Origin of the sequence: Prevotella melaninogenica, from assembly GCF_018127925.1 — a bacterium.
Classification (GTDB): Bacteria; Bacteroidota; Bacteroidia; order Bacteroidales; family Bacteroidaceae; genus Prevotella; species Prevotella melaninogenica_C.
On sequence record NZ_CP072348.1, the window covers coordinates 861108 to 885309 of the forward strand.

Here is a 24202-nt window from a genome sequence, read left to right on the forward strand (position 1 = left end):
ACAAAGTCAAAAAAAACAGAGGTGCGCTCTTGGTACACCTCTGTTTCTTTATATTTACTTACCATTAATTACTTAAAAGTATGTTTACCTTCCTGCGCAGCAGGCTTCACGATAATCTCACGCTGCTTAGCGTTTGTCATCACCTTCATAGCCACAGCAGTGATATCCTGTGGTGTGAGGGTCTTGAATACTGGTGCAGAAGCGGCATTATCATTTGGAGATAGCTCGTTGCCAGTCTCAGCATAGATGTTCAATAAAGCCATCCAAACTGATGGGTCACTGTTTGACTGTGATGCTGCACCTGATTGTTCCTCATCAACAGCCAAAGGTACCATTGCAGCCTTGAACTCATCTGCAGAGAAACGGCCAACCTTTACATCATCAAGAATACTATAAACAAGGCTAACAGCTTTGTCTGCATTCTCTTTCGCAGTAGAAAGATGAATGTTAAGGCTCTCGCCAGCTACTGGCTGTGAAGTATAGTTGCTCTGTACACCTACGGTATAAGTAAGGTGTTCTTTCTCACGCAATACATCAAAATAACGACGCTCCAAGAGTCCACGCATCACTTCCAAAGCAGCTTGCTCACGCTCAGAAAGTTTCTGCTTATTGGCAAATGAAATTTCAATCTCTGCCATACCACCTTCTGTCTCAGTCTCGAAAGTGCGCTTGATAACAGGCGTAGATGACGAGAAATCCATTGGCTGGATAGCAGTCTTCACAGGCTTACCTTCACCCTTGAGAGAACCAATATAGCGAAGTACCAACTCTTTTGCCTTTGCTTCTGGAATATCACCAATAAGACAATAGGTGAAACGTGATGCATCACCAAGATGAGCTTGGAACTGTTCCTGCAACTTATCAAACTGAACAGACTTAAAGAAAGCCTCATTCTGACGTGGATTCATCGCACTAACCGGATAAAGCAACTGCTGGATAGAATCCTGTACGGCAGCCATACCTGTTGTTGCACGATTCTCATAGACGTAGAGGTTACGCTGGACATACTTATCAAAGGCAGACTTTGAGAAGTTCTGACGTGACAGAATCAAATACAGATAGCTGAAGAAATCGTCAGCCTTGTCAACAGGTGCATTACCACCGATACCATCACTGTAGTCTTCCAATGAGAGGGAGAGATTGATATTCTTACCCTGTAGCCACTGCGCCAACTGATTTCGGTTGTAATTATATACACCTGACTGCATCAAAAGCGAACGCATTGCAGTGTAGTTAGCAAGTTCCTGTGCAGGAACAATAGACTTACCCCCTTCTGCAGAACCTGCAAAGAGGAACTTACCACTCAGCTCCGGAACGTTACGATAAAGAACTTTCGCACCATTAGAGAGTGTCCACTCCTTTGCCTGCAAAGTCTTCAACTGCTTTTCAGAAACAATCTTTCCTCCTGTCAGAGGGAAGTCAATCAACTGACTGATAGGCTTCATACCATCAGCGCAAGCCATATCGCTGAATGAGCTCTTTGCCTTCAATGCAGCCATAAGGTCATTCTCAGTGATATTCATCTCACTCTGTGACTTAGAATAAGTGACAAAAGCGAGGTTATTATCATTGAGCAATGCCTTCATCCAAGCATTCATGTCCTCAACCTCTAACTCAACCAAAGTCTCAAGGTTACGGTTAATCTGTCCGCGGAAGTCTTGTACAGGAATATCATAGAGGAAGTTCTGACGGAAAAGCATCAAAGCATTGTTTGGTGTACCTAATCCTTTTGCTTCAAGGACATCCTTCATTCCATTGTACATCTTCTCCTTCTCAGCATTGAACTCTGCAGCAGTAAAGCCTTGGTCACGCAAGTTATCACGTACAGCTAACATCTGCTGAAGCGCCTTCTGTTCATTACCCTGATAGGGAACCATGTCCCATGCCATCTGATAATAGTTTCTTACCAAAGGAGACAGACTCACCTCAGCGGCAATATAACTCTCCTTATCAGCATTCTTCAACATCACAAAACGCTTTGGAGCCAATGTGTTGAAGAACTTAGTGAAGATAAACTGACGCACACGGTCCTCTTCTGGAGCGTTACCCTTCACCTCATAGCGTTGATAAAGACCAAAAGAAGCACTCTTATTCTCTGGGTCAATGAAACGCATATAGAGCGGTGTTGCATTATCAGGAATCTGTCTTGTCTGTGGATTTACAACAGGTGCCTGTTTAGTGGGCAATGTCTTGAAAACAGTCTGGATATTCTTCTCCATCTGGTCTACATCCACATCACCAATGACAGCAACAAACTGCATATTAGGACGGTACCACTTATCATAGAACTGCTTTACTTGCTTCTGCTGGAAGGTCTCCAATATCTTCTGTGAACCAATCACATTATGAGTAGCATAACCAGCATGATTATAAACAACAGGTGCAATGGCATCTGTCAGACGACGGTCTACTCCCGAACGATGACGCCATTCCTCAAGGATAATACCACGTTCCTTTTCAATGTCTTTAGGGGTCATCTTGACGCCATGGCACCAGTCACGGAGCACCCAAAGCATATTCTCATTTAGCTTCACATCATTGGTTGGTACGTTATGAACCGCATAACGCGTATCATCAACACCTGTGAAAGCCTCAAAGTCATTGAGGTTATTGCTGCGAAGGAAGTTCATCACACCATTAGGGAAGTGGTCTGTCGTATTGAAAGCCAAATGCTCCAACACGTGCGCCAATCCCATTTCCTCATCATTCTCCAAGATAGCACCTACATTCTGGTAGAGGTAGTATTGTGCCTCACCAGTAGCAGAACCATCATTATAGATATAATAAGTAAGCCCATTTGCCAGTTTTCCCTTTCGCAATCCATTCATCTGCGCATTGGCAGGACTAAAGGGGGAAAACAAAAAGCCTATGAGCAGTGCCACTGGCACGCTCGATAGGCATTTAGTGATATTCTTGAACATAGTCATTGTTTACTTTTCAAGGAGTTCGAGCGTAGAGAGCTTCTGCTTGATTGCACCCTGCAACATAGCCTGTGGCATCTCCATATTCTCTAAACGGAGTGTCTCAGCAAATGCCTGGTTATAGTATTCACGTGCCTTGGTATAGTTCTTCAATTCACGATAAGAGTCACCTATCATTACCATATAGTTGACACGGTCCATCACAGCATCTTCCTGTGACAAAGCTTTCTCAGCCCACTTGATAGCAACCTCATGATCCTTAGCCTTCAGACTCTTGCCGGCTGCCATATAGAGGTTCTGTGCTGCCTTACCATAGTCGGCTGAACGGAGGTTGTTCTCCATCTTGCCAAAATAGGTCTCCATAGCTTTCACATAGCCATTTACATCCTTATTCTTATACAAGTTGTAGAGAGCATCAAAGTAGAGCTTAGCCTTCTCGTATGGAGTAATACCTGTCAAGCCAACAACCTCGTATGCCTTTGCATACTGGTTCTTAACTTTCTCTACATAGTCTTTATACTTTACGTTGCCATCTTTTGCCATATCCTCGGCAAAGATATCGTTAGCCTCAACAATGTAGTAGGCAGGTGCCTTACCAAGTTTCTTCATCCAGTCATCAAGGTGGTCGTTCATAAGGTCAATCATATACTGCTTGTGCTCCTTATCTTCATCACCCTCCAATGTTAGAATGATACGATAGTCATTCTCATTGATAAGCTTCAATGGTGCCTTAGCAGCTACATAGTTCTTATAAAGTTTCTGCAAACGTGTTACCCACTTATCTGCATCCATACCCTCCTGCGCCTGCAAGAAAGATGGCGCCTTGAGAAGAAGTTGCTGCTGAACGTCAAGGTCGTTGTTATCAGCCTTGTACTTATTGTAAAGTTCCTCAAAACTTACACTCTCACCTGCTGCAATCTTAGCAGCCTCCATGAGTTCATCCTTATCCATCGCACCTGTATTCACAGACAAGGCCTTACCATCTGGTGCAATGAAAGCTACTGTTGGATACGCTGCTACCTTATAGTTCTTAGCGATATCAACATTCTCACCCTTCTCTGCATCTAACTGCAGACTGATAAAGTGTTCATTGAAATACTTTCCAACTTCCTCTTGTGTGAAAACAGTCTTTGCCATCTTCTTACAAGGAACACACCATACTGCGTAGAAGTCAACAAACAGAATTTTATTATCTTGCTTAGCTTTTACCAAAGCTTCACTGAAAGTTCCCTTAAAGAACTTAATACCATTTGCTGCTTCTGTACCCTGCTGTGCACGAAGCTGTACTGCCATCATCAAAAGAGATACAAGCAGTAAGATATATCTTCTTCTTTTCATATTTAATCTGTTTTTAATGGATTATTTTATTCAAACTATTTATAAAACTGTATCCTACTTACAGCATTGATTTTATTCATATCTATCTTTTTAACATATGAAAGGAATACACTTAAAGTCAATGCTGAACGTAGTATATACATCTACAATATACCTTTATCAGAATTACTCGACAGGCAGTTCATCATCTGTTACTACCACCTTAAAGATGTCTTCCAAGACGACCTCATGATCTTGATTATACACCTTAAGAGAGAGACGATATCTGCCATTTGCCAACTGTTGCGTAGCTTCTTGTGTGACAACAATCAGACCACCGGTAACAGAAATCTTGCCCTCCTTATAGAGTTTCATAAACAACTGTGCTTGTTCCTGATTGTCAGCCTTAACCCCAAACAACTCATAATTGATAGGATTGGTTCCTGCAACACCTTGGATACGTGTTGAAACAAATGGTAACTTATTGATACCACGCTCACTCGTTGCATCGACGTTATGGAAGGCATTAAGAGAATCGGGAGTAAAAGATGCTCCAGTTGTTCTCAGATAGCCTACATCCATTTTGCTACATGATACCATAAAACCTATTGTAAGGGCCATAAGGCATAGCAATGCGATTCCTTTCTTCATCTTTTTCATTTTTAAAAGTCGGTTAAGTTGAAGTCATAAACAAGTGAGTGAACCACTCCTGTGTTTGTTTCAATATTACATGAAGCAACGTCAGAAGTCTTGGTGGTCGTTGGGGAAACCAAGTGGATACGTAAAGGGCCAGCGGCTGGCACACCGTTGTAAGACTCGTGGAAAGTATAAATCCACAACTGCTTACCAGAAGCCATCTCTACTGTCTCACCTCCCTTACCAATAGGTGTTGATGCATCAGAAGATTTAACACCTTCCTTAAAATCATCAAGCATCACACGCTTGTTAGGTAAAACACAATTTAAGATAAACTTCTTACAGTCAGCAACAGGAATATCTGACACTCTCTCCATATGATTATCATAGAGATAACGACGAATACTATGATTCGTAGGACCAAAGAATGTGAAGTTCTTTCCATACTGACTTGTACCTTGGAAGAGCGACACTAAGTCGGCACGTTCTGCCATTACACGAAGGGAATCCCAATTATAGCTGTCCCCTTTGAAGTATTCCCACATCGTCATATCATGCTTTCCATTAGCAAGCCCAGTGTCGTCAAAGTTATACTGAGTACAACTGGAGAAGACTCCCATTGTCAGACACATTGTTATTATATATATAATCTTTTTCATTATATCGAACACTTTTTGATTTGTACAATCCTTATCCATTATTAATTATAAGCCTGCCAATAAGGTTTCTGGCGCAACAATGTATTAATGATGTGCCCATCCTTATCCTGCCATGCATCCTTTGGAAGTGGAAGGAAGAGTGCACCGCCTTGAATGTCTTGATTGGTCAGCAAAAGGAACTTACCTTGCAGTTCTTCTTTCACATATCCATTACGAATGACATCGGCATAACGTGCATCATTTTCACCGATAAACTCTTTCTCTCTTTCAAGGAAGATAGCCTTCTTCAGTCCCTCTGTATCGTAGGTTGATGGATAAGAAAGTGCACCAGCACGTGAACGAATCATATTAAGGTCAGCGATAGCCTTTGCATCGTTGCCTAACTTCTGATAGCACTCAGCTCTCAACAGATAGAAATCAGCAAGACGCCAGTAAACATAGTCAGCATCTACCGTACGGTAAGTCTTACCACTTGCAGAATACTGATCGGCATCCATAATTGCTTTTCTGAACTTATACATAATAGCGTAATCAGTTCCATCTACCTCATGTGAGGTACCCCACTGATAGAAAAATGCCTGTAGACGCTGGTCAGTAGCATCAGGAAACAATCTTTCTATTGTTGAAGTATAAAGCTGATAGGTACTACTTGATGGTAAATCAGCTAATGTTTGGTCCTCTCTTACAGGCCAGCTCACAAAGTTCTGTGCCACCTCATTAGGAGAAACTACATTCTCTGAGCGCGTCTTATCAAAGTACAAGCTGAAGATCGCCTCTGGATTAGGAGACTTCTCATTAGACAGATACGTACAGAGTTCCTCTGGTGAAGAGCAAAGCTGATAGTTACCTACCTGACCATCGATAAGCTGTGTTGAGTAATCGATAGACTTCTGATAATCTTCTTGTGCATTACCCTGCAACTTATAAAGTTCAGTCACACTACCCTTCCACGCATAAATCTGTGCAAGTAAGGCTGCAGCAGTACCCTTTGAAGCAGTCTGACGATTAGTGATAGAAACACCATTCAAGTCTGTCAACTTATCCCATGTAGGCAAAACATCCAATGCTTTCTTTGCATGTTCTATTGCAGCATTAAGCACATCACTCTGTGAAGAGAGAGAGTAAGGCTTTATCTCTGAAGAATTATCAGTGATGATTGCCTCACCATAACGTTGTGCTAAAAGGAAATAAGACAATCCAAGAGCGAATTCAGCTTGTCCAACATGATACTTCCGACGATCTTCAGCCAAGTCTTTTGTCTTATCTATATTATCAAGTAACAGGTTAGACTCAAAGATAATGTCGTAAAGACCCTTCCATGAATACTCACTTGTAATTACTGTTCGTGGATTCCACTCGCGTAACTGCTTGCCATCAAGAATCTCGTCAGCTTTCATACCTGCTGTTGAAAGAACATAGTTATTGCCAACAACGGTGTTGATATAATATTGAATAGAAGTGGTTGTCGCATTCAACTCTTTCTCTGTATTGAACGAGTTGCTGTAAGTCAATCCGTTCTCAGGCTGCAAGTCAAGGCTGCAAGAGGACAGAAGACAACCACATATTGAGAGCATTATAATCTTCTTCATTTCTGTTAGAATTTTAAGTTGAGACCCAAAGTAACCTTTCTATTCAATGGATACTGTGTTCCATCGTCCTTACCAGAATAAGGATTAATAATTTCTGGGTCTACTCCTGAGTAATTGGTAAGCAAGAACAAATTCTCTCCACTGAGGTATACATTAGCATCTTTGATGAATGAGCCCTTCAGCCAGTTCTTAGGTATCTGATAACCAATAACCAACTGCTTGAGTCGTAGGAAGCTAATATTCTCAATGTTAGAATCTACGTTACCATCAAACTGACCTACATAATCCTTATCAGCAAACTCAAGTGATGGATACTTTGCATCTCTATTACTTGTTGTCCAGAAGTCACCAGCGTGGAAGTAGTTCATGATTACACCGAAGTCTTTTGTAAAGGTGAAGGCACTGTTCTTATACATATTCATAACCTTACGGCTAATGGTATAGCTGAAGAGTACATCAAAGCTCAATCCCTTCCACTCCAAGTGGCTATTCAAACCACCATAAACAGCAGGAAGTGTGCTACCAGCATAATAGAGGTCCTTATCATCAATCACACCATCATAGTTCTGATCCTTAATCTTTCTTCCGCCCACACGCAATGGATTATTGATTGATTGGAAGTAGAGTGGAATCTGCTTACCTGATGCATTAAGATACATTGGGATATCCTCTTCCTTCTGAACAATTCCCTCATCCTTGAAAGTATAGATACCATAGACTGGACGACCTAAGACTTTATCATTAAGGTCTTCGCCATTGTATGTCTTACGCAGCATGTTCTTATTATGAGAAAGGTTGAAGCCTACGCTCCAGTTCCAATTCTTCTTGCGGATAACATCATACTGAGCCTCGAACTCGATACCTTCGTTAGAGATAGCAGATGCATTGTCCCACATACTTGTAGCAAGGAAGACATTACCTGGAAGGTAAGACTGCATCAACAGCTTGCTTGAATACTTATAGTAATAATCGAGCTTGAGTTTCAAACGATAATCCAACATCTGCAAGTCAAGACCGAGGTCATACTGGTCACTCTCCTCCCAAGTCAACTTCTTATTAGCCATAGATTGTGGGATAAGACCTAACGAACCATTAAAGATGTTACTCTCCTCCATCACACCCAATGCCAAATAAGGCTCCTGGAACTTCTGCCCAGACTTACCCCAAGAAGCACGAAGTTTACCGAAGCTTAACCACCAGAACTTCTTCATGAAGTGCTCTTCACTGAATGCCCAACCAAGACCTACAGAAGGGAAGGTACCCCAACGTACATCCTTACCGAACACACTTGATCCATCCGCACGGATAGAAAGTTCTGCCATGTAACGCTTCTTATAGCTATAAGCAGCACGACCTAAGAAACTGAGCAATGACTGTTCCTGCTGGTTAGTAAGGAAACTCTGTGCTGCTCTTACTGTTCCACCATCGTTGAAGAGTGAAGGCCATCCCTCACCTGCATACTTAATAGAGTTGGTAGGACCGCCCTTTGCAGTACCGCTTAAGTTCTGCAACAAGTCATAGTTATATGTCATACCAGCCATCAACTCCAACTTATGCTCACTTGGTAATGCCAAGTTGTAAGTAAGAATATTCTCTGTCTGAATATTCGTCATTGCAATATTGGAAGCCTGAACTTCAGACTTCTTATCATACTTCAGATAATCAGGTGTGAACGTGTACACACGTGTGAAGTAATGGTCAAGCGAATAAGTAGAAGAGAACTTCAGACCCTTCAAGATGTTATAGTTCAAACCGACACTCAAACGAACATTATAGTTTGAGTTGGTCTTATCAATATCCTTCAATTGCCTCAACGCCACTTGCTCAGCAGTACTACCCTTACCAGGCAAGAGAGTTGATGTACGTTTCGGGTCGAATGTCAATCCCTGCACACGACCTCCATCTGCTCCAGCTTTCTGCGTAGCATATGTAAGATTAATACGTGTGAAAGCACTCAACTTTGTTGACAGATTGAAATCAAGATTACTCAACAAACTAAAACGACGGAAGTTAGAACTAATCATAATACCAGTTTCATCATAAACACCAGCATTAACCATATATCTAATATTATCCGTACCACCTGCTAACAACATATCAGCCTTAGTCACCTTACCTACACGGAAAGCATACTTCCACCAGTTTGTTCTGTTGTTATAGAAAGTATTAAGTGAATCTTGCGCAATACCTGGCAGACGACGTTCTGAATCCAACACCTTACCATTACGCCACAGATAGTCGTATGCACCATCATTATCAGCATCCCATCCGTATGAATCCTTATAAGAACCCGGATAAATCAACTTATCTGTCATGTAGTCATAATGTGCACCTCTTTGGCTCTTAGCAAGACGGAGAGCAATATCGCGTTCACCCTTACCAAGGGTCTGCATTGGTGTACTTGGCAACCAAGAAAGAGACTGTGAGAAATTAAAACTCACTTCAGAACGTCCAGACTTACCCTTCTTCGTTGTAATAAGGATAACACCATTACCAGCACGTGAACCATAGAGGGATGCTGATGCAGCATCCTTAAGTACCTGTACAGACTCAATACTTGAAGGATCGAGTCCTGACAATGGATTGATACCACCCGTTGCATCTCCTGCACTACTTGACACTGGAATACCATCAATCACATAGAGAGGGGATCCATCATTGATACCCTTCTGATTAAGAGAGCTAAAACCACGAATAGTAATACGAGAACCACCACCACCAGGTGAACCTGAGAGGTTAGTTACATCTACACCAGCCATACGACCCTGCAAGAGGTTCTCAATACTTGCCGTTGGTGCCTTCTGCAAATCCTCAACTTTTACAGAAGCCACAGCACCCACTTGCTCACGTGTATTACGCTTACCATAGGCAACAACCGTAACCTCACCCATTGCGATAGCTGAAGAAGTCAGGATAACGTTCATAGCTTTACCAGCATGATACTTTAGCGTTTTAGCATCATAGCCCACGCTGGAGATAGTAATCGTCCCCTCCTCTTTCTCTACAGGCATTGAGAAGTTACCGTCAATATCAGCGGTAACACCTTGCGACGTACCCTTAATTTGCACAATAGCAAAAGGCACTCCCAATCCATCTTTGTCTTTTACTGTACCACGAATCGTGTATTGTCCTTGTGTTGCGTTCTTCATTTTGAACACATCAATCACCTTGCCATCAATATTATAGACAAAAGATGAGTGAGACAATAGATTTTCCACAGCACTCAGTTCGTCTACATCCTCAAACGATATCGTAAGAAGCAACGTGTCGTTCTTAACATCGTCAGAGTAATTAATCTTGTAGTCTCCCTTTGTAGAAATGAAATCCAAGATCTGAGCAACACTCTTATCCTTAAACGAAATCGAGAATTTCTTACCCGCTACTTGTGCAGAAGCAGGAGAACTCCACGAAAGCATCAAGATAAAAGTTGTCAGAAACACCAAAGAAGGTAACCTTCTTAAAGTTCTAAACATGCGTTGATGATACTTCATTGATTAGTCTTTATTGTTATTATTTTTGATATTAACTTATTAAAAGAATTAGATTCCTTCACAAATGTGCGCTCAATAAAATCTACATAAAAACGGTATTAATATTGATTACAATGCAAATGTACATAAAAATCTTGAATCACAAAGTCTATTGATGATAAAAAAAGTAAAAGAAATGCAGTTATAATAACACACACTATCCCCCTCTCTGTACGAGAAGGGGATGGTTAGTATTTACGTTTCAAGTTTTAGATACTCCACTACATTCATCTTCCTCTACGTTTAAGGTTATATTGATGATAGAACCCACGAAACTGCCTCTATACCTTTTAACTTGCATCATTCAATTAGAAACTATACTGGAAGCCTATAGAAGCAAACTCCTTCAACTGCCAAAAGGCATAATGGTCATCACGACGTACACCATCATCAAAACGAGGATAGATAAACACACGACTTGAAATATAGCGATTGAAGCGGAAGGTAAAGGTATTCTCCCATTCTAACTCCGTACGCTTATAAGTCGAATAGCCATACAGCCGTGTTTTCCAAGTAAGCGATTCCATCAACTGCCATTCTAAATCAACCGTAAACTCAGAACCGAAGTCATGCAGGAAATGATTACCATCCTCGATACCCAAACGACGCGTCAACTCTAACATACGAGTATACTTCATATTATAAGCTAATGGTGCCAAGTGGAAGTTACCCTTCAAACGATGGTTCATCCAGTCTACCGAGTAATCCATACCAATAGAAAGGTTTATGTTCAACGGAGCTGCAAAAGCTGAATAAATCTTTGGATCATTTGAACGGTAAGAATGGCTAAATTGCGTATTGCCAATAAACTGAACCGTATAATACCAACGCTTTGTTGCCTGCAAACCGAGTTTAGAGGTAAGACGAATCAGGTCCTCTGTACTCTTAAAACTGTGTAGGGAGTCGGAGCGACTGCTCTGCATACCATATTTTAATTCCAAACGGTTCTCCCACTTCACTTTCTGCTTATTATTATAATTAGCTTGCATGACCAATGAAGCCAAAGCAGAATAGTTGCTTTCTCCACCTTTATACCAGTTTCCAGATACGTAATTCTGCAGGAACTGTAGAGCATAATCACCACTAAACGTCCAGAAATTAGGACGCTTTACCAAAACATCTACAGGTACATTTGTTGGCTCAACAGGACGATCAGCCACTTTTTCTACCAATGTAGGATCATGATGTATTGGTGCTTTGATATCATCTAATTTCGTCTGCTGTTGCTGTACCATACGATCAGTGCCCTCCACAAGGTCAGGACGTGTCAAGTAAAGGTGCATCAACTCTGAGAGAATTGGACTTTCCTTTCTATCACGTGTAAACAGTCTTTCTGCCACATTACCATAATAGGTCAGTGGTAGAAACAATCGCATATCATTCCGACGAAGCCTCTGTCCGCGTTGAACTTTCGGCATCTTACGTGTAAACACACTATCCTTCAGCGATTTTAGTGAATCAATATACGCTTGAATCTTATCCATTGACGGCCGTTCATCGCTACGAACAGAGATAGGATGATTCACTTGAGCAATAGTACCCAAGCTCACTATTAGAAATAATGTGATTAAAAAGTTCCGTTTCATCATATTTATTATAATGTGCAAACTTACGGTATTTTTTTTAATTTACAGCCCTATTTACTGAAAATCTTAACCACTATAAGCAATTTACTCATATAATTAGTGACTCATCCGAAATATGGAGTGATAAACTAAACTCTTACATATAAGGCACACAGAGTCACGGAGGGGACGGAGGTAACGCAATGTCACGGAGGTGCCGAGGGCACAAAGAGTGACGGAGGTGTAGCGTACAGATTCTTGCTAAATATTTTGGAATAAACGTTTTGTATATAAATTGCTAATAGAATTGGCAAACAAGCTCCGTTGCTCTATGCACCGACGGTGCCTCCGTTACTACTATAGCTTTGTATTTAATAATCCTCCGTTCTCTCCGTTCCTCCGTGTGACATTACTTCAAACTCTAAACATAAGTGGCAAACCTTATCACTCCAAAATCCTGAAGACCCTAATTAGTTGTCTTCCACTTCTTCCTGAAATAAAAGACAACGAACAACGATATTACATGGTTATTCTATTTCTTTAATAAACAAGAAAAGTCTTAGCCTTGTCTTAAAGATTTAATTTATAACCTACAGACACCTCAAACACGCTGTTACGAGAAGAATCGCCTTCCTTGTAAATCTTAAAGACTCCCACATGATATAATGCTCCTAACACAACGTTTTCGTACTCATAGCTTACGCCAACTGGTATAGAAAGACCAAACTTACACATACCATTCTTTATATCAAAATCATATGTATTCTCTTGGAAATTAGTCTTCTTACCGTCTTTATCTACAGAATACAACTGATATACTTCATGATTATTAGCATTAAAGACGCAGGTTGGTTCTATACCAACCTTAACAGAAAAACCTGGCAACAACTTATTATGAACTAAAATTGGCATACTCACATAATTTATTCGCAAGTAACGATCATAAACTACAGTGTGGTCATCAGTATAATCCTCCAACTTACAGCCTGCTTGAACAAATGATAAGCCAGCAGAAAGACATACGGCATCAGAAGCCTGATACATCACATCAGCGCCTCCAACAAACCCTAACAATGCATGTGTCTTTACTTCTGTACCTTGCTCAATACCAATTTCATAGATTCCAGACCCACCTAACAAAGAAGAAATTGACACTCCAACATGCGGTATCACTGACCATGTACCTAATTTATTCTGTGCCATTGATACCAAAGTTGATGTAACTAATATGATTAGAATAGCTATTCGTTTCATAGGTTTTGTTATTTATTTTGTTAAAGATTATATATGTTAAACGTATTTTGCATGATTTTATTGCAAAGCACATACGATTTGTGAATATTTTATGAAGACATACAACAGTATTATCACCACAACAAGAGTCGCGAAAATTATTTACATTATTTCTTAAAACATTCGTCTAAAAAGACAAAAAACAGCCTTTTCTAACACCCTTGTAACTTAATACAAATCAGATAGTTACAAAATAGCAGCGCAAAAGGTGCTTAATTGGACTTCAAAAGGGCGTTAATAAGACCTCAAAAGGGCACCTTTTAGAGGCTAATTGGGCGTCTTTAAGAGCCTTAAAGAGCATCTTTTAATTTTCAAGTATGAGTTTTTTATTACAAAATAGAAAATTATCACCTTGAGACAATGCCCACTTATTAGCTTAAAAAGGAGACATTAGATATCCCTATAGCGGTTGAAGGAAAAACACAACGTAATTGTTTTAAAACTTTCGAGCATAACTCCCCTACCTTCCCTTCCATAGTAATATGTTCACAAGTTTCATCTTTTATCTCTAAATAAAGCATAATTTCCTTTGTCGTTACCTTATTTTGCAGTATCTTTGCAACAACTTTGGTGTATTATACCTTATTAAAGAAATGGCAAAAAAAAGAAACAAAGCCCGCAGTCGTCATAGCCTGCAGGTTGTCACACTATGTATCAGTACAGCTATGGTACTGATGCTGATTGGTATAGTTGTACTTACAGGCTTTACCAGTCGCAATCTTAGTTCTTATGTAAAGGAGAATCTGACTATCACTATGATTCTCCAACCCGATATGAATACGGAAGAGAGTACTGCTCTCTGCGAGCGTATTCGCACCTTGCATTATATCAACAGCTTGAACTTTATCAGTAAAGAGCAAGCGTTGAAGGATGGAACTAAAGAATTAGGTGCCAACCCTGCCGAATTTGCAGGTGAGAATCCGTTTACGGGTGAGATAGAAGTACAGCTGAAAGCTAACTATGCTAACAATGACTCTATCCGCAATATTGTTCAGCAGTTGCGTACCTATCGTGGTGTGAGTGACATCACTTATCCACAGAGCTTGGTAGAAAGTGTAAACCAAACTTTGGGTAAGATTAGTTTGGTATTATTGGTTATTGCTGTATTGCTCACCATCATATCATTCTCTCTGATTAACAACACTATCCGATTGAGTATCTATGCACATCGCTTCTCAATCCACACGATGAAACTTGTTGGTGGTTCATGGAGTTTTATCCGTGCACCATTCTTGCGCCGTGCGGTATTAGAAGGATTGGTTTCAGCCCTATTGGCAATTGCAGTCTTGGGTATCGGAATATGTCTCCTGTACGAAAAGGAACCAGAGATTACGAAATTACTGTCATGGGATGCATTGATTATCACAGCAATCGTAATGTTAGCTTTTGGTGTGATTATTGCAACCTTCTGCGCATGGCTGTCAGTAAACAAGTTCCTGCGCATGAAGGCAGGTGACTTATATAAGATTTAAAAGGAACAGTAAAAAGGGGAAAAGATAAGAGAGTAAAAGTTTCTTGTAGATGGAAAAGAGAAAAACTCATTATTCCAACTAACTTCTTTAACTTCTCAATCTCAGCCCCTTGAACTCTTCAAAAATAGAATATGGACAAAAGAAATTTAGCTTTTGGTAAGACCAACTTTATTTTGTTGGCTATAGGTGTAGCCGTTGTTATTCTCGGCTTTATCCTTATGAGTGGTGGAACATCTACTGAAACCGTATTTGATCCAGACATCTTCAGTGCCCGTCACATCAAGGTAGCGCCCATTGTTACCTTTATTGGTTTTATCTCTATCATTGGTGCTATTCTCTATCAGCCGAAAGAAACTAAAGAAGTGGAGGAATAATGACACTTTTACAAACGATTATTATCTCTATTGTCGAAGGGCTAACGGAGTTCCTTCCTGTGTCATCTACGGGTCACATGATTATTACACAAAATCTTTTAGGTGTACCATCAGGTGACGATTTTGTACATGCCTTTACCTTCATCATCCAGTTTGGTGCTATCCTCTCTGTCGTATGCTTATATTGGAAACGCTTTTTCCAAATCGATCATACCCCAGTGCCTGTTGATGAAACTTGTACTTTCAAAAGGATTATTCACCCAATCCGCTTCTACTGGTTATTGTTCATTGGTGTCCTACCAGCTGTTATCATTGGCTTAGCAGCTAAGAAAAGTGGTTTACTTGACTGGCTGCTCGACTCAGTTTGGGTTGTAGCAATAATGCTCGTTGTGGGTGGTATCTTCATGCTTTACTGCGATAAACTGTTCAATAAGGGAAAAGAAGAGAATCAAGTAACTGAAAAACGTGCCTTTAGCATTGGTCTTTTCCAGTGCTTATCGGTTATACCTGGCACAAGTCGCTCTATGGCTACCATCGTTGGCGGTATGGCAAACGGATTGACACGTAAGCGTGCAGCAGAGTTCTCATTCTTCCTTGCAGTACCTACTATGGCTGGTGCAACACTACTCGACCTACTTGATTTATTAAAAGGTGACAGCACATGGGCGTCTGCTCATAACCTTATAATGCTCGCTGTAGGCTGTGTTGTATCATTTATCGTTGCGCTATTGGCAATGAAATGGTTTGTAAGTTTCCTTGCAAAATATGGTTTCAAGTGGTTCGGTTGGTATCGTATCATCGTTGGCGTTATCATTATTATAATGCTACTCTGTGATATTCCACTGAATATGGTTGACTAATCTTATATACTTATTGCCCTAATGAACTTCAAAGAAGGAGTAATCATCCCTATCGACAAGCCCTACGGAATCACCAGTTTCAAGGCATTGGCGCACGTACGTTACCTTTGTACACAGGCGAATGACGGAAAAGTAAAGATTGGTCATGCAGGTACTTTAGACCCTTTGGCTACAGGAGTACTCATCCTTGCTACGGGTAAGATGACAAAGCAGATTGAAACCTTGCAGACACACACAAAGGAATATACAGCTACTCTTCAGTTGGGAGCAACCACACCGAGCTACGATATGGAGCATGAGGTGAATGAAACCTTCCCAACAGAACACATAACAAGGGAACTGATAGACGCTACACTTCCTCAGTTTGTGGGTGATATCGAGCAGATTCCACCAACTTACAGTGCTGTAAAGGTGGATGGTAAGCGTGCTTTCGACTATCGAAGAAAAGGTAAGGATGTTACGTTAAAACCTAAGAACATTCGCATTGATGAGATAGAAGTATTAGACTTCGATGCAGAGAAGATGCAACTATCAATTCGTGTGGTCTGCGGTAAAGGTACTTATATCCGCGCATTGGCACGCGACCTTGGCAGAGCTGTGAATAGCGGAGCCTATCTTACAGCATTGCGCCGCACACGTGTTGGAGACGTAAAAGTGGAAGACTGCGTCAATTATGACCAGTTTGAAGCATGGCTTCAGCAACAAACAATAGAAAAATAATAAACTCCCCAATATAAAAATATGAAGCTTTCACAGTTTAAATTCAACTTACCAAAAGAGCAGGTAGCCTTATATCCACATTCATCTGAGCGTGTACTGACACGTACTGATGGCAGCACACAGACCTTCACTGTTACACGTCGTGACGAAGGTAGACTGATGGTGTTACACCGTAAGTCAGGAAAGATTGACATGTTTAAGGGTGAGATCAATGGTGAACCTAAGGAAGAAGACTACATCCGCTTCAAAGATGTATTCAATTACTTCGATGAGGGCGATGCTTTTATCTTCAATGATACTAAGGTTTTCCCAGCTCGTCTGTATGGAACAAAGGAGAAGACTGATGCTAAGATTGAGGTATTCCTCCTTCGTGAACTGAATCAGGAGATGCGTCTTTGGGACGTATTGGTTGAGCCTGCACGTAAGATTCGTATCGGAAATAAGCTTTTCTTTGACGAATCTGGCACAATGGTGGCTGAGGTTATTGACAACACGACTTCTCGTGGTCGCACACTTCGTTTCCTTTACGACTGTCCGCACGATGAATTTAAGCGTGAGTTGTTTGCTTTGGGTGAAGCTCCATTACCACGTTATATCATTGACAATCGTCCAAAGGAGGATGGAGAAGAGTTTGCACACGCAACAGCTGACGACATGGAGCACTTCCAGTCAGTCTTTGCAAAGAACGAAGGCGCAGTCTCTGCACCAGGAACAAACATCCACTTCTCTGAACACATGATGAAGATGATGGATATTAAGGGAATCAAGAAAGCATTCATCACTTTACATTGTGGCTTAGGTAACTTCCATGACATTGAAGTAGAAGATCTTACAAAGCACAAGATGGATTCTGAAGAGATGCACATCAATGCCGATGCTTGTCGTATTGCCAATGGTGCTAAACAGGCAGGACATCGCCTTTGTGCCGTCGGTGCGAGTGTTGTTAAGGCTACAGAGACAGCCGTTGGTACAGATGGTATGTTGAAAGAGTACGATGGTTGGACCAATGAATTTATCTTCCCTCCATACAACTTTGGCTTTGCTGACTCTATGTTGGTTAATTTCTATCACCCATATTCAACCTTATTGATGGAAACAGCAGCCTTCGGAGGTTATGATCTTGTGATGGAAGCATATGACAAAGCGGTAAAGAATGGTTATATGTTTGGTTGCTTCGGTGACTCATTGTTGATTCTCAACGATTAATATGCACATAGTTTATTTATCCCTCGGCACAAATCTTGGCAATAGAAAGGCTATTATGCACGAGGCGATAGCATTGATAGAAAAAAAGATTGGCACAGTTTTGCGCCAATCTTCTTTTCATGAAACGGAGCCTTGGGGGTTTGAGAGTCCTAATCTCTTCCTCAATGCCTGTGTATGTGTTTCAACATCGCTTGCCCCTCGACAGCTATTAGAGGTGACACAAGCTATAGAAATAGAGATGGGGCGGGTAAAAAAGTCTATCAATGCACAATATACAGACCGCATCATTGATATTGACATCCTGCTTTACGACAAGCTAAATATCAATGAACCAGACCTTATCATTCCCCACCCTCTTATGGAAGAGCGTGAATTTGTTATGCTTCCTTTAAAGGAGATATGGGAGGATTAGACTGTCTCAAGTCATAAAATAAACTAAATCTATTTGCTTTAAGTGTTCTCAAACTTACACAACCCTGACATAAAATATAACAAACCAATATTTTGACTAATAAGATAAACAAATGAAAAGAACTTTATTATTAGTACTAACTGCGTTTACTAACATTCTACTTGCTAACGCAGAACCCATCACTAAAGCGCGTGCTTTGAGTATTGCAGCTAAATACATCAACAACCCAAAACTATCGAACGATACTCCCAAAACCCGCTCATCACAAGCGAATGAGCAACCAGCCTATTACATCTTTACAAATCCAAACGACAAGAAATTCGTTATTATCTCTGGAGAAAGTAAACTCAACGAGCTCGTGGGTTATGGAGATAAGATGACAGAAAACCCCAACGACCAGCCTCCATACTTCAAACTGTTCTTAAAGGAATATGAACGTGTTGTAAAAGAAGTGCGTTCTAAAGCTACAGTTACTACCCCACAGCGTCCTATCAAACGAAAGGTAGAACCCTTGCTTACTTGTAAGTGGAGCCAGTATGACCCTTTCAATAAGTACACCCCACTAAGTGATGGTCAGCATACACCTACTGGCTGTGTTGCAACAGCCACAGCACAGGTGATGTTCTACAATAAATGGCCTAAGAATCGACCACAAGATTATATAGCATCAACAGGTGATGATGCTAAGAAGAGTGCTACTTATTGGTGGGATGAGATGAAGAACACGACTAATGAGATGGGAACGGAACATTCTCGACAAGCCGTTGGCGTATTGATGTATGATATTGGTAAGGCTGTCAATATGAGATACTATTATAGAGGTAGTGACTCAAACTTACAATATGCTTGCAATGCACTTCGCGACAAGTTCGACTATACCGTGCGTTATCTTGACAAAAACTTCCTTCCTGCCAATGACTTCCTCAATGAGGTGATGCAAGAAATCTCAGACGGATACCCTGTCTTGGTAGTAGGTGGTCCTCATGCCTTTGTTTATGATGGCTATGATGAGCAAGGCCTCATTCACACCAACTGGGGCTGGGGAGGTGAAAACGACGGATACTTCGACATCAACATAGTTACCCTTAATGTTTCAGGCTTTGCCCTCAATAGTGGAACATTCTGGGACGATATCTCAGTTGTCTTTGCCCATCCTAACGACGGTAAGGCTACACCTTTTAAGGATATAGAGCGCGGATTAGATGCAAGAACCACCACTTCACTCACTATTGACAAGACAGAAGCAAACCGTTCTGAAAGTTTCAGTGCAAAGATTGAGAAGTTAGGCTCGTATAGTTCGGTGAAAGGTGAACTTGGTGTATTCACTGGGAAGGTTGTACTTGCCCTTTATAATGACAAGAACGAACGAGTAAAAATCTTCAACTCAACTGCAAGCGACCAGACTTGGGCATCTATCTTTACTTCCATGTCCTTTGATGTTACTGATATTAACTTTAAGGGTATTGCTGACGGAAACTACCGTTTAGTACCCGTATTCTCTGAGATGCTCAATACCAAGACGAAAGAACACGGCGACTGGAAGCCAATCAATCACGCCAATGAGATAGAAGTAAAACTCACTCCAAATGCAGTACAGCTCAATACAAATAACCCAAAGGATGTAGTTGTTATTGAAAAGGCACCAAGCCTACTTGCACCTTATTATGAGGGTTCTGGATTTAAGGGTGCATACAGCTTCACGATGTATAACCCTGGACGTGAAGAGGTGCGTGGTGAGCTTGTGATGACACTTACAAATCAAGAGACAAAGAAAGAATATAATGGTTATCTACTTACTCCAAACGTTGTTGCACAACGTCTTGGACGAACTACCTTTGTCATTAATATGCTTCCACTATATTACAACAAACCAAGTTTAGGGAATCTTCCAAGAGGCAAATATGACGTCAAACTATCAATAAAAGCCAATAGAAAAGGAACCGAAGTAGAGATACCTATTGACATGAAAGAGCCATTCGAGATCGAAGTATTACCTTATGTCAATAATGGAAATATCGAATTAACTTTCCTCGACTACTATGCGGATGGTAAATACGCCAATTACAGCACCTTCCAACTTAATAAGATAAAGAATATCAGTCTGCAAGTACATTCTAAAGTATCTGGCTATCAGATCAGAAATGGCTACCGCGGTCCAATCCATTATCGTCTACTCGATTTGACAAGTAACAAGTGGATTGAATTAGGAACTGTTCATAATGTTTATCTCCCTTGTGATGCAGACAACAATGCAGCCGAGACACGTATCACATTCTCTGCTTCTCAGTTAGAACCTAACCATTCATACGAAATACATTTAGAGCTTGAGCGAGACGGACAACGACAAGATACATGGAACCCACTTGTACTACGCAATGTCTTCAACACCATCAATGAGTTAAATCCTACAGGAATCAATTCAATTAATTACAACAAAAATACCGCAAAAAATATCTTTACACTACAAGGTATTCGCCTGTCAAAGACTTGGGAAGAACTCCCTGCAGGCATCTATATCATTGATGGTAAGAAAGTAATTAAGAAATAGGAAAGAGACTATCTGTATAACAAATACGGATAATATTGAGTTTTCAAACTCCAATAAAAAGATTAAAAGCCAAGTCGGTCATTGTGTATTATCTCATAATATGCGATGACCGATTTTCTGTTAAGGCAAATCATACCATAATTACCAATCTCTTTGTAAATATTTTTCACCGCTTCGATTTTTATTAAGGCTTAATTGGACTCGAATTAACGCCCTTTTGGCTTCTAAAAGGTGCCCTTTTGAAGTCTTATTAATGCCCTTTTGCAAGCCAATTAAGCACCTTTTGCAAACCATTCTTGTAACATCCTCAATATAAAAGAGTTACAAAGGCGCATAGAAAGACTATTCTTTACTATTTTTCTACTATGACATCAGGAGATAATGTAAAGAAAATTCAAGCCTTCTAAAAACTTTTAGAAAACTCTATTACACGGACATTCTAATACTTAGAATATTGAGATAATATAAAAAAGGAAACAAAACTATCTCTTAAGAACAAAAACAATAGTAGCAGGAGACAAAGAAAAAAGGTAAGAAAGTAAAGTATGGATAAACCAACTTTAACTTTCTTACCTTTTATTTTTTTGCTTTCAGAAGTCTTACTTACGTAGACCCAAAGCCTTGATGATAGCACGGTAGCGCTCAACATCGCGATCGTAGAGGTAATCGAGCAATGCACGACGCTTACCTACGAGCTGTGTCAATGAACGAGTTGTAACATAATCCTTGCGATTCTTCTTTACGTGCTCGGTCAAGTGCTTGATACGATAAGAGAAAAGAGCAATCTGGCTCTCAGCTGAACCTGTATCAGTTGTGCTCTGTGCCTTACCATACTGTGCGAAGATTTCTGCCTTCTTTGTCTTGTCTAAATACATAATTTTGTTTTGATTAATGTGATTTGCAATTACATCTTTCCGTCGTTAGCCGCCTTAATCACAACGGGTTACGACATCAAATGCATCGGACGTTCCGAAAATGCTGTGCAAAGTTACAACTTTTTATTGGAACCACAAACGTTTTCCATTTTTTATTCGTAATTTTGCAGCATAAATTTAGCGTAAGCTTTTTAAGGTATTTAAATGCAAGATATTCGTAACATCGCAGTTATTGCACACGTAGACCACGGTAAGACAACCTTGGTTGACAAGATGATGCTCGCTGGAAAACTTTTCCGTGACGGACAAGACAACAGCGGAGAAGTTCTCGACTCTAATGACTTGGAGCGCGAACGAGGGATAACAATTCTGAGTAAGAATGTAAGTATTAATTGGAAAGGAGTAAAAATCAACATCCTCGACACGCCGGGTCACTCTGACTTCGGTGGTGAGGTTGAGCGTGTGCTGAACATGGCAGACGGCTGTTTGTTGCTCGTAGACGCTTTTGAAGGTCCTATGCCACAGACACGTTTTGTGCTACAAAAGGCCCTTCAACTTGGTTTGAAACCAGTTGTTGTTATTAACAAGGTAGACAAACCTAACTGTCGTCCTGAGGAAGTATATGAGATGGTATTCGATCTCATGTGCGACCTTAACGCTACAGAAGACCAGTTGAACTTCCCTGTTGTCTATGGTTCAGCTAAGAATGGCTGGATGAATGAAGACTGGAAGAAGCCAACAGATAATATTGAATATCTGCTCGACCTCATTATTAAGGCAATCCCTGCTCCTAAGCAGATTGAAGGAACACCACAGATGCTGATTACATCTTTGGACTATTCAAGCTATACAGGACGTATCGCCGTTGGTCGTGTACACCGTGGTACACTGAAAGATGGACAGAATATTACAATCTGTCACCGCGACGGAACACAGGAACGCACTAAGATTAAAGAGCTTCATACCTTCGAAGGTATGGGACATAAGAAGACTGATGCCGTAGATTCAGGCGACATTTGTGCCGTAATTGGCTTAGAGAAGTTTGAGATTGGTGATACTATTGCTGATTTTGAGAATCCAGAACCACTGCCACCTATCGCTGTTGACGAACCAACAATGAGTATGCTCTTCACCATCAACGACTCTCCTTTCTTTGGAAAAGAAGGTAAGTTCTGTACCTCTCGTCACATTAGCGATCGTCTGAATAAGGAACTTGAAAAGAACCTTGCACTTCGTGTGCGTCCGATGGAGGACTCTATGGATAAGTGGATTGTTAGTGGTCGTGGTGTACTTCACCTCTCTGTCCTCATTGAGACAATGCGTCGCGAGGGCTATGAGTTGCAGGTTGGTCAGCCACAGGTTATCTATAAGGAGATTGATGGTCAGAAGTGTGAGCCTATTGAGGAGTTGACAATCAACGTACCAACAGATTTCTCAAGTAAGATGATTGATATGGTGACTCGTCGTAAGGGTGATCTTCTCGGTATGGATGCTGAGGGTGAGCGTGTGAACATCACCTTTGAAATACCATCACGTGGTATCATTGGTCTGCGTACCAACGTCTTAACAGCCAGCCAGGGTGAAGCTATCATGGCGCACCGTTTCAAAGATTATCAGCCATTCAAGGGCGAAATCGTACGCCGTACAAATGGTTCAATGATTGCATTGGAAGCTGGTACTGCCTACGCATACGCTATCGATAAGTTGCAGGATCGTGGTAAGTTCTTCATCGATTCAGGTGAGGAAGTTTATGGCGGACAGGTTGTTGGCGAGCATGTTCACGACAATGACCTCGTTATCAACGTTACGAAGGCAAAGCAGTTAACCAACGTCCGTGCATCTGGTTCTGACGAGAAGGCACGCGTCATCCCTAAGACCGAGATGAGTCTTGAGGAATGTCTTGAGTACATCAAGGGCAACGAGTATGTTGAGGTAACTCCAAAGAACATTCGTATGCGTAAGATTACGCTCGATCATAATGATCGTAAGCGTGAGAGTAAAGAATAGACATCTTACTAATAATAAGTTAGAAAGGCGGCTGTCCACAACGGATAGCCGTCTTTTTTCGCTTAAAACAGGAATAACTTTTATTATAATTCATATTGGTTACTTACTATGCTACTTTTTGTTTATCTTTGTATCTAACAAGTAGATTTGATAATAAAGAGCTCAAGTATAAATAAGAGTAGTGTCTAAAGAAAGCAGAAGAGAAGTTAAGTCGATTG

Annotated in this window: 17 protein-coding genes; 8 read left to right on the top strand and 9 right to left on the bottom strand. The window is 40.8% G+C overall.

What is annotated here, in order from left to right:
* Nucleotides 1–68 precede the first annotated feature (68 nt).
* From J4861_RS09080 to J4861_RS09115, 8 genes are all read right to left on the bottom strand, one after another.
* Nucleotides 69–2921: a M16 family metallopeptidase gene (locus J4861_RS09080; protein ID WP_211817698.1), complete on the bottom strand. Its 2853-nt coding sequence runs from the start codon at nucleotides 2919–2921 to the stop codon at nucleotides 69–71.
* 9 nt (nucleotides 2922–2930) lie between these two features.
* On the bottom strand, nucleotides 2931–4259 hold the full coding sequence (locus J4861_RS09085) for a thioredoxin fold domain-containing protein (protein ID WP_211817699.1): 1329 nt from the start codon (nucleotides 4257–4259) through the stop codon (nucleotides 2931–2933).
* A gap of 165 nt (nucleotides 4260–4424) precedes the next feature.
* Complete coding sequence (locus J4861_RS09090; RefSeq protein ID WP_004360519.1) at nucleotides 4425–4898, bottom strand: hypothetical protein; 474 nt, start codon at nucleotides 4896–4898, stop codon at nucleotides 4425–4427.
* Between the two features lie 2 nt (nucleotides 4899–4900).
* Complete coding sequence (locus tag J4861_RS09095; protein WP_211817700.1) at nucleotides 4901–5533, bottom strand: fasciclin domain-containing protein; 633 nt, start codon at nucleotides 5531–5533, stop codon at nucleotides 4901–4903.
* A 41-nt stretch (nucleotides 5534–5574) separates the two neighbouring features.
* A complete protein-coding gene (locus J4861_RS09100) occupies nucleotides 5575–7122 on the bottom strand; it encodes a RagB/SusD family nutrient uptake outer membrane protein (RefSeq protein WP_211817701.1) in 1548 nt (515 codons plus the stop codon).
* A 5-nt stretch (nucleotides 7123–7127) separates the two neighbouring features.
* Complete coding sequence (locus tag J4861_RS09105; RefSeq protein ID WP_211817702.1) at nucleotides 7128–10613, bottom strand: SusC/RagA family TonB-linked outer membrane protein; 3486 nt, start codon at nucleotides 10611–10613, stop codon at nucleotides 7128–7130.
* A gap of 347 nt (nucleotides 10614–10960) precedes the next feature.
* Complete coding sequence (locus J4861_RS09110; protein WP_211817777.1) at nucleotides 10961–12238, bottom strand: DUF3078 domain-containing protein; 1278 nt, start codon at nucleotides 12236–12238, stop codon at nucleotides 10961–10963.
* A gap of 549 nt (nucleotides 12239–12787) precedes the next feature.
* Nucleotides 12788–13471: an outer membrane beta-barrel protein gene (locus tag J4861_RS09115; protein WP_211817703.1), complete on the bottom strand. Its 684-nt coding sequence runs from the start codon at nucleotides 13469–13471 to the stop codon at nucleotides 12788–12790.
* Nucleotides 13472–14103: 632 nt separating this feature from the next.
* Between J4861_RS09115 and J4861_RS09120 the strand changes: the two genes are divergently transcribed.
* From J4861_RS09120 to J4861_RS09150, 7 genes are all read left to right on the top strand, one after another.
* Complete coding sequence (locus tag J4861_RS09120; protein WP_021672882.1) at nucleotides 14104–14982, top strand: cell division protein FtsX; 879 nt, start codon at nucleotides 14104–14106, stop codon at nucleotides 14980–14982.
* Between the two features lie 131 nt (nucleotides 14983–15113).
* Nucleotides 15114–15356, top strand: a complete 243-nt coding sequence (locus J4861_RS09125) for a DUF3098 domain-containing protein (RefSeq protein WP_004360512.1) — start codon at nucleotides 15114–15116, stop codon at nucleotides 15354–15356.
* Nucleotides 15356–16216 (top strand): undecaprenyl-diphosphate phosphatase, encoded by an 861-nt coding sequence (locus tag J4861_RS09130; protein ID WP_211817704.1) that lies wholly within the window; start codon nucleotides 15356–15358, stop codon nucleotides 16214–16216. The genes J4861_RS09125 and J4861_RS09130 overlap by 1 nt, the downstream gene beginning before the upstream one ends.
* A gap of 21 nt (nucleotides 16217–16237) precedes the next feature.
* Entirely contained in the window at nucleotides 16238–16936 is a 699-nt protein-coding gene (gene truB / locus J4861_RS09135; protein ID WP_211817705.1) for a tRNA pseudouridine(55) synthase TruB, read from the top strand.
* A 21-nt stretch (nucleotides 16937–16957) separates the two neighbouring features.
* Nucleotides 16958–18142, top strand: coding sequence for an S-adenosylmethionine:tRNA ribosyltransferase-isomerase (locus tag J4861_RS09140; protein WP_013264503.1), 1185 nt, complete (start codon nucleotides 16958–16960; stop codon nucleotides 18140–18142).
* 1 nt (nucleotide 18143) lies between these two features.
* A complete protein-coding gene (gene folK, locus J4861_RS09145) occupies nucleotides 18144–18554 on the top strand; it encodes a 2-amino-4-hydroxy-6-hydroxymethyldihydropteridine diphosphokinase (RefSeq protein WP_211817706.1) in 411 nt (136 codons plus the stop codon).
* Between the two features lie 112 nt (nucleotides 18555–18666).
* Nucleotides 18667–21102, top strand: a complete 2436-nt coding sequence (locus J4861_RS09150) for a C10 family peptidase (protein ID WP_211817707.1) — start codon at nucleotides 18667–18669, stop codon at nucleotides 21100–21102.
* A 599-nt stretch (nucleotides 21103–21701) separates the two neighbouring features.
* Here J4861_RS09150 and rpsO read toward each other — a convergent pair.
* On the bottom strand, nucleotides 21702–21977 hold the full coding sequence (rpsO, locus tag J4861_RS09155) for a 30S ribosomal protein S15 (protein ID WP_211793324.1): 276 nt from the start codon (nucleotides 21975–21977) through the stop codon (nucleotides 21702–21704).
* Nucleotides 21978–22181: 204 nt separating this feature from the next.
* On the opposite strand from rpsO, the gene typA reads away from it, so the two are divergent.
* Nucleotides 22182–23984, top strand: coding sequence for a translational GTPase TypA (typA, locus tag J4861_RS09160; RefSeq protein ID WP_211817708.1), 1803 nt, complete (start codon nucleotides 22182–22184; stop codon nucleotides 23982–23984).
* Nucleotides 23985–24202 lie beyond the last annotated feature (218 nt).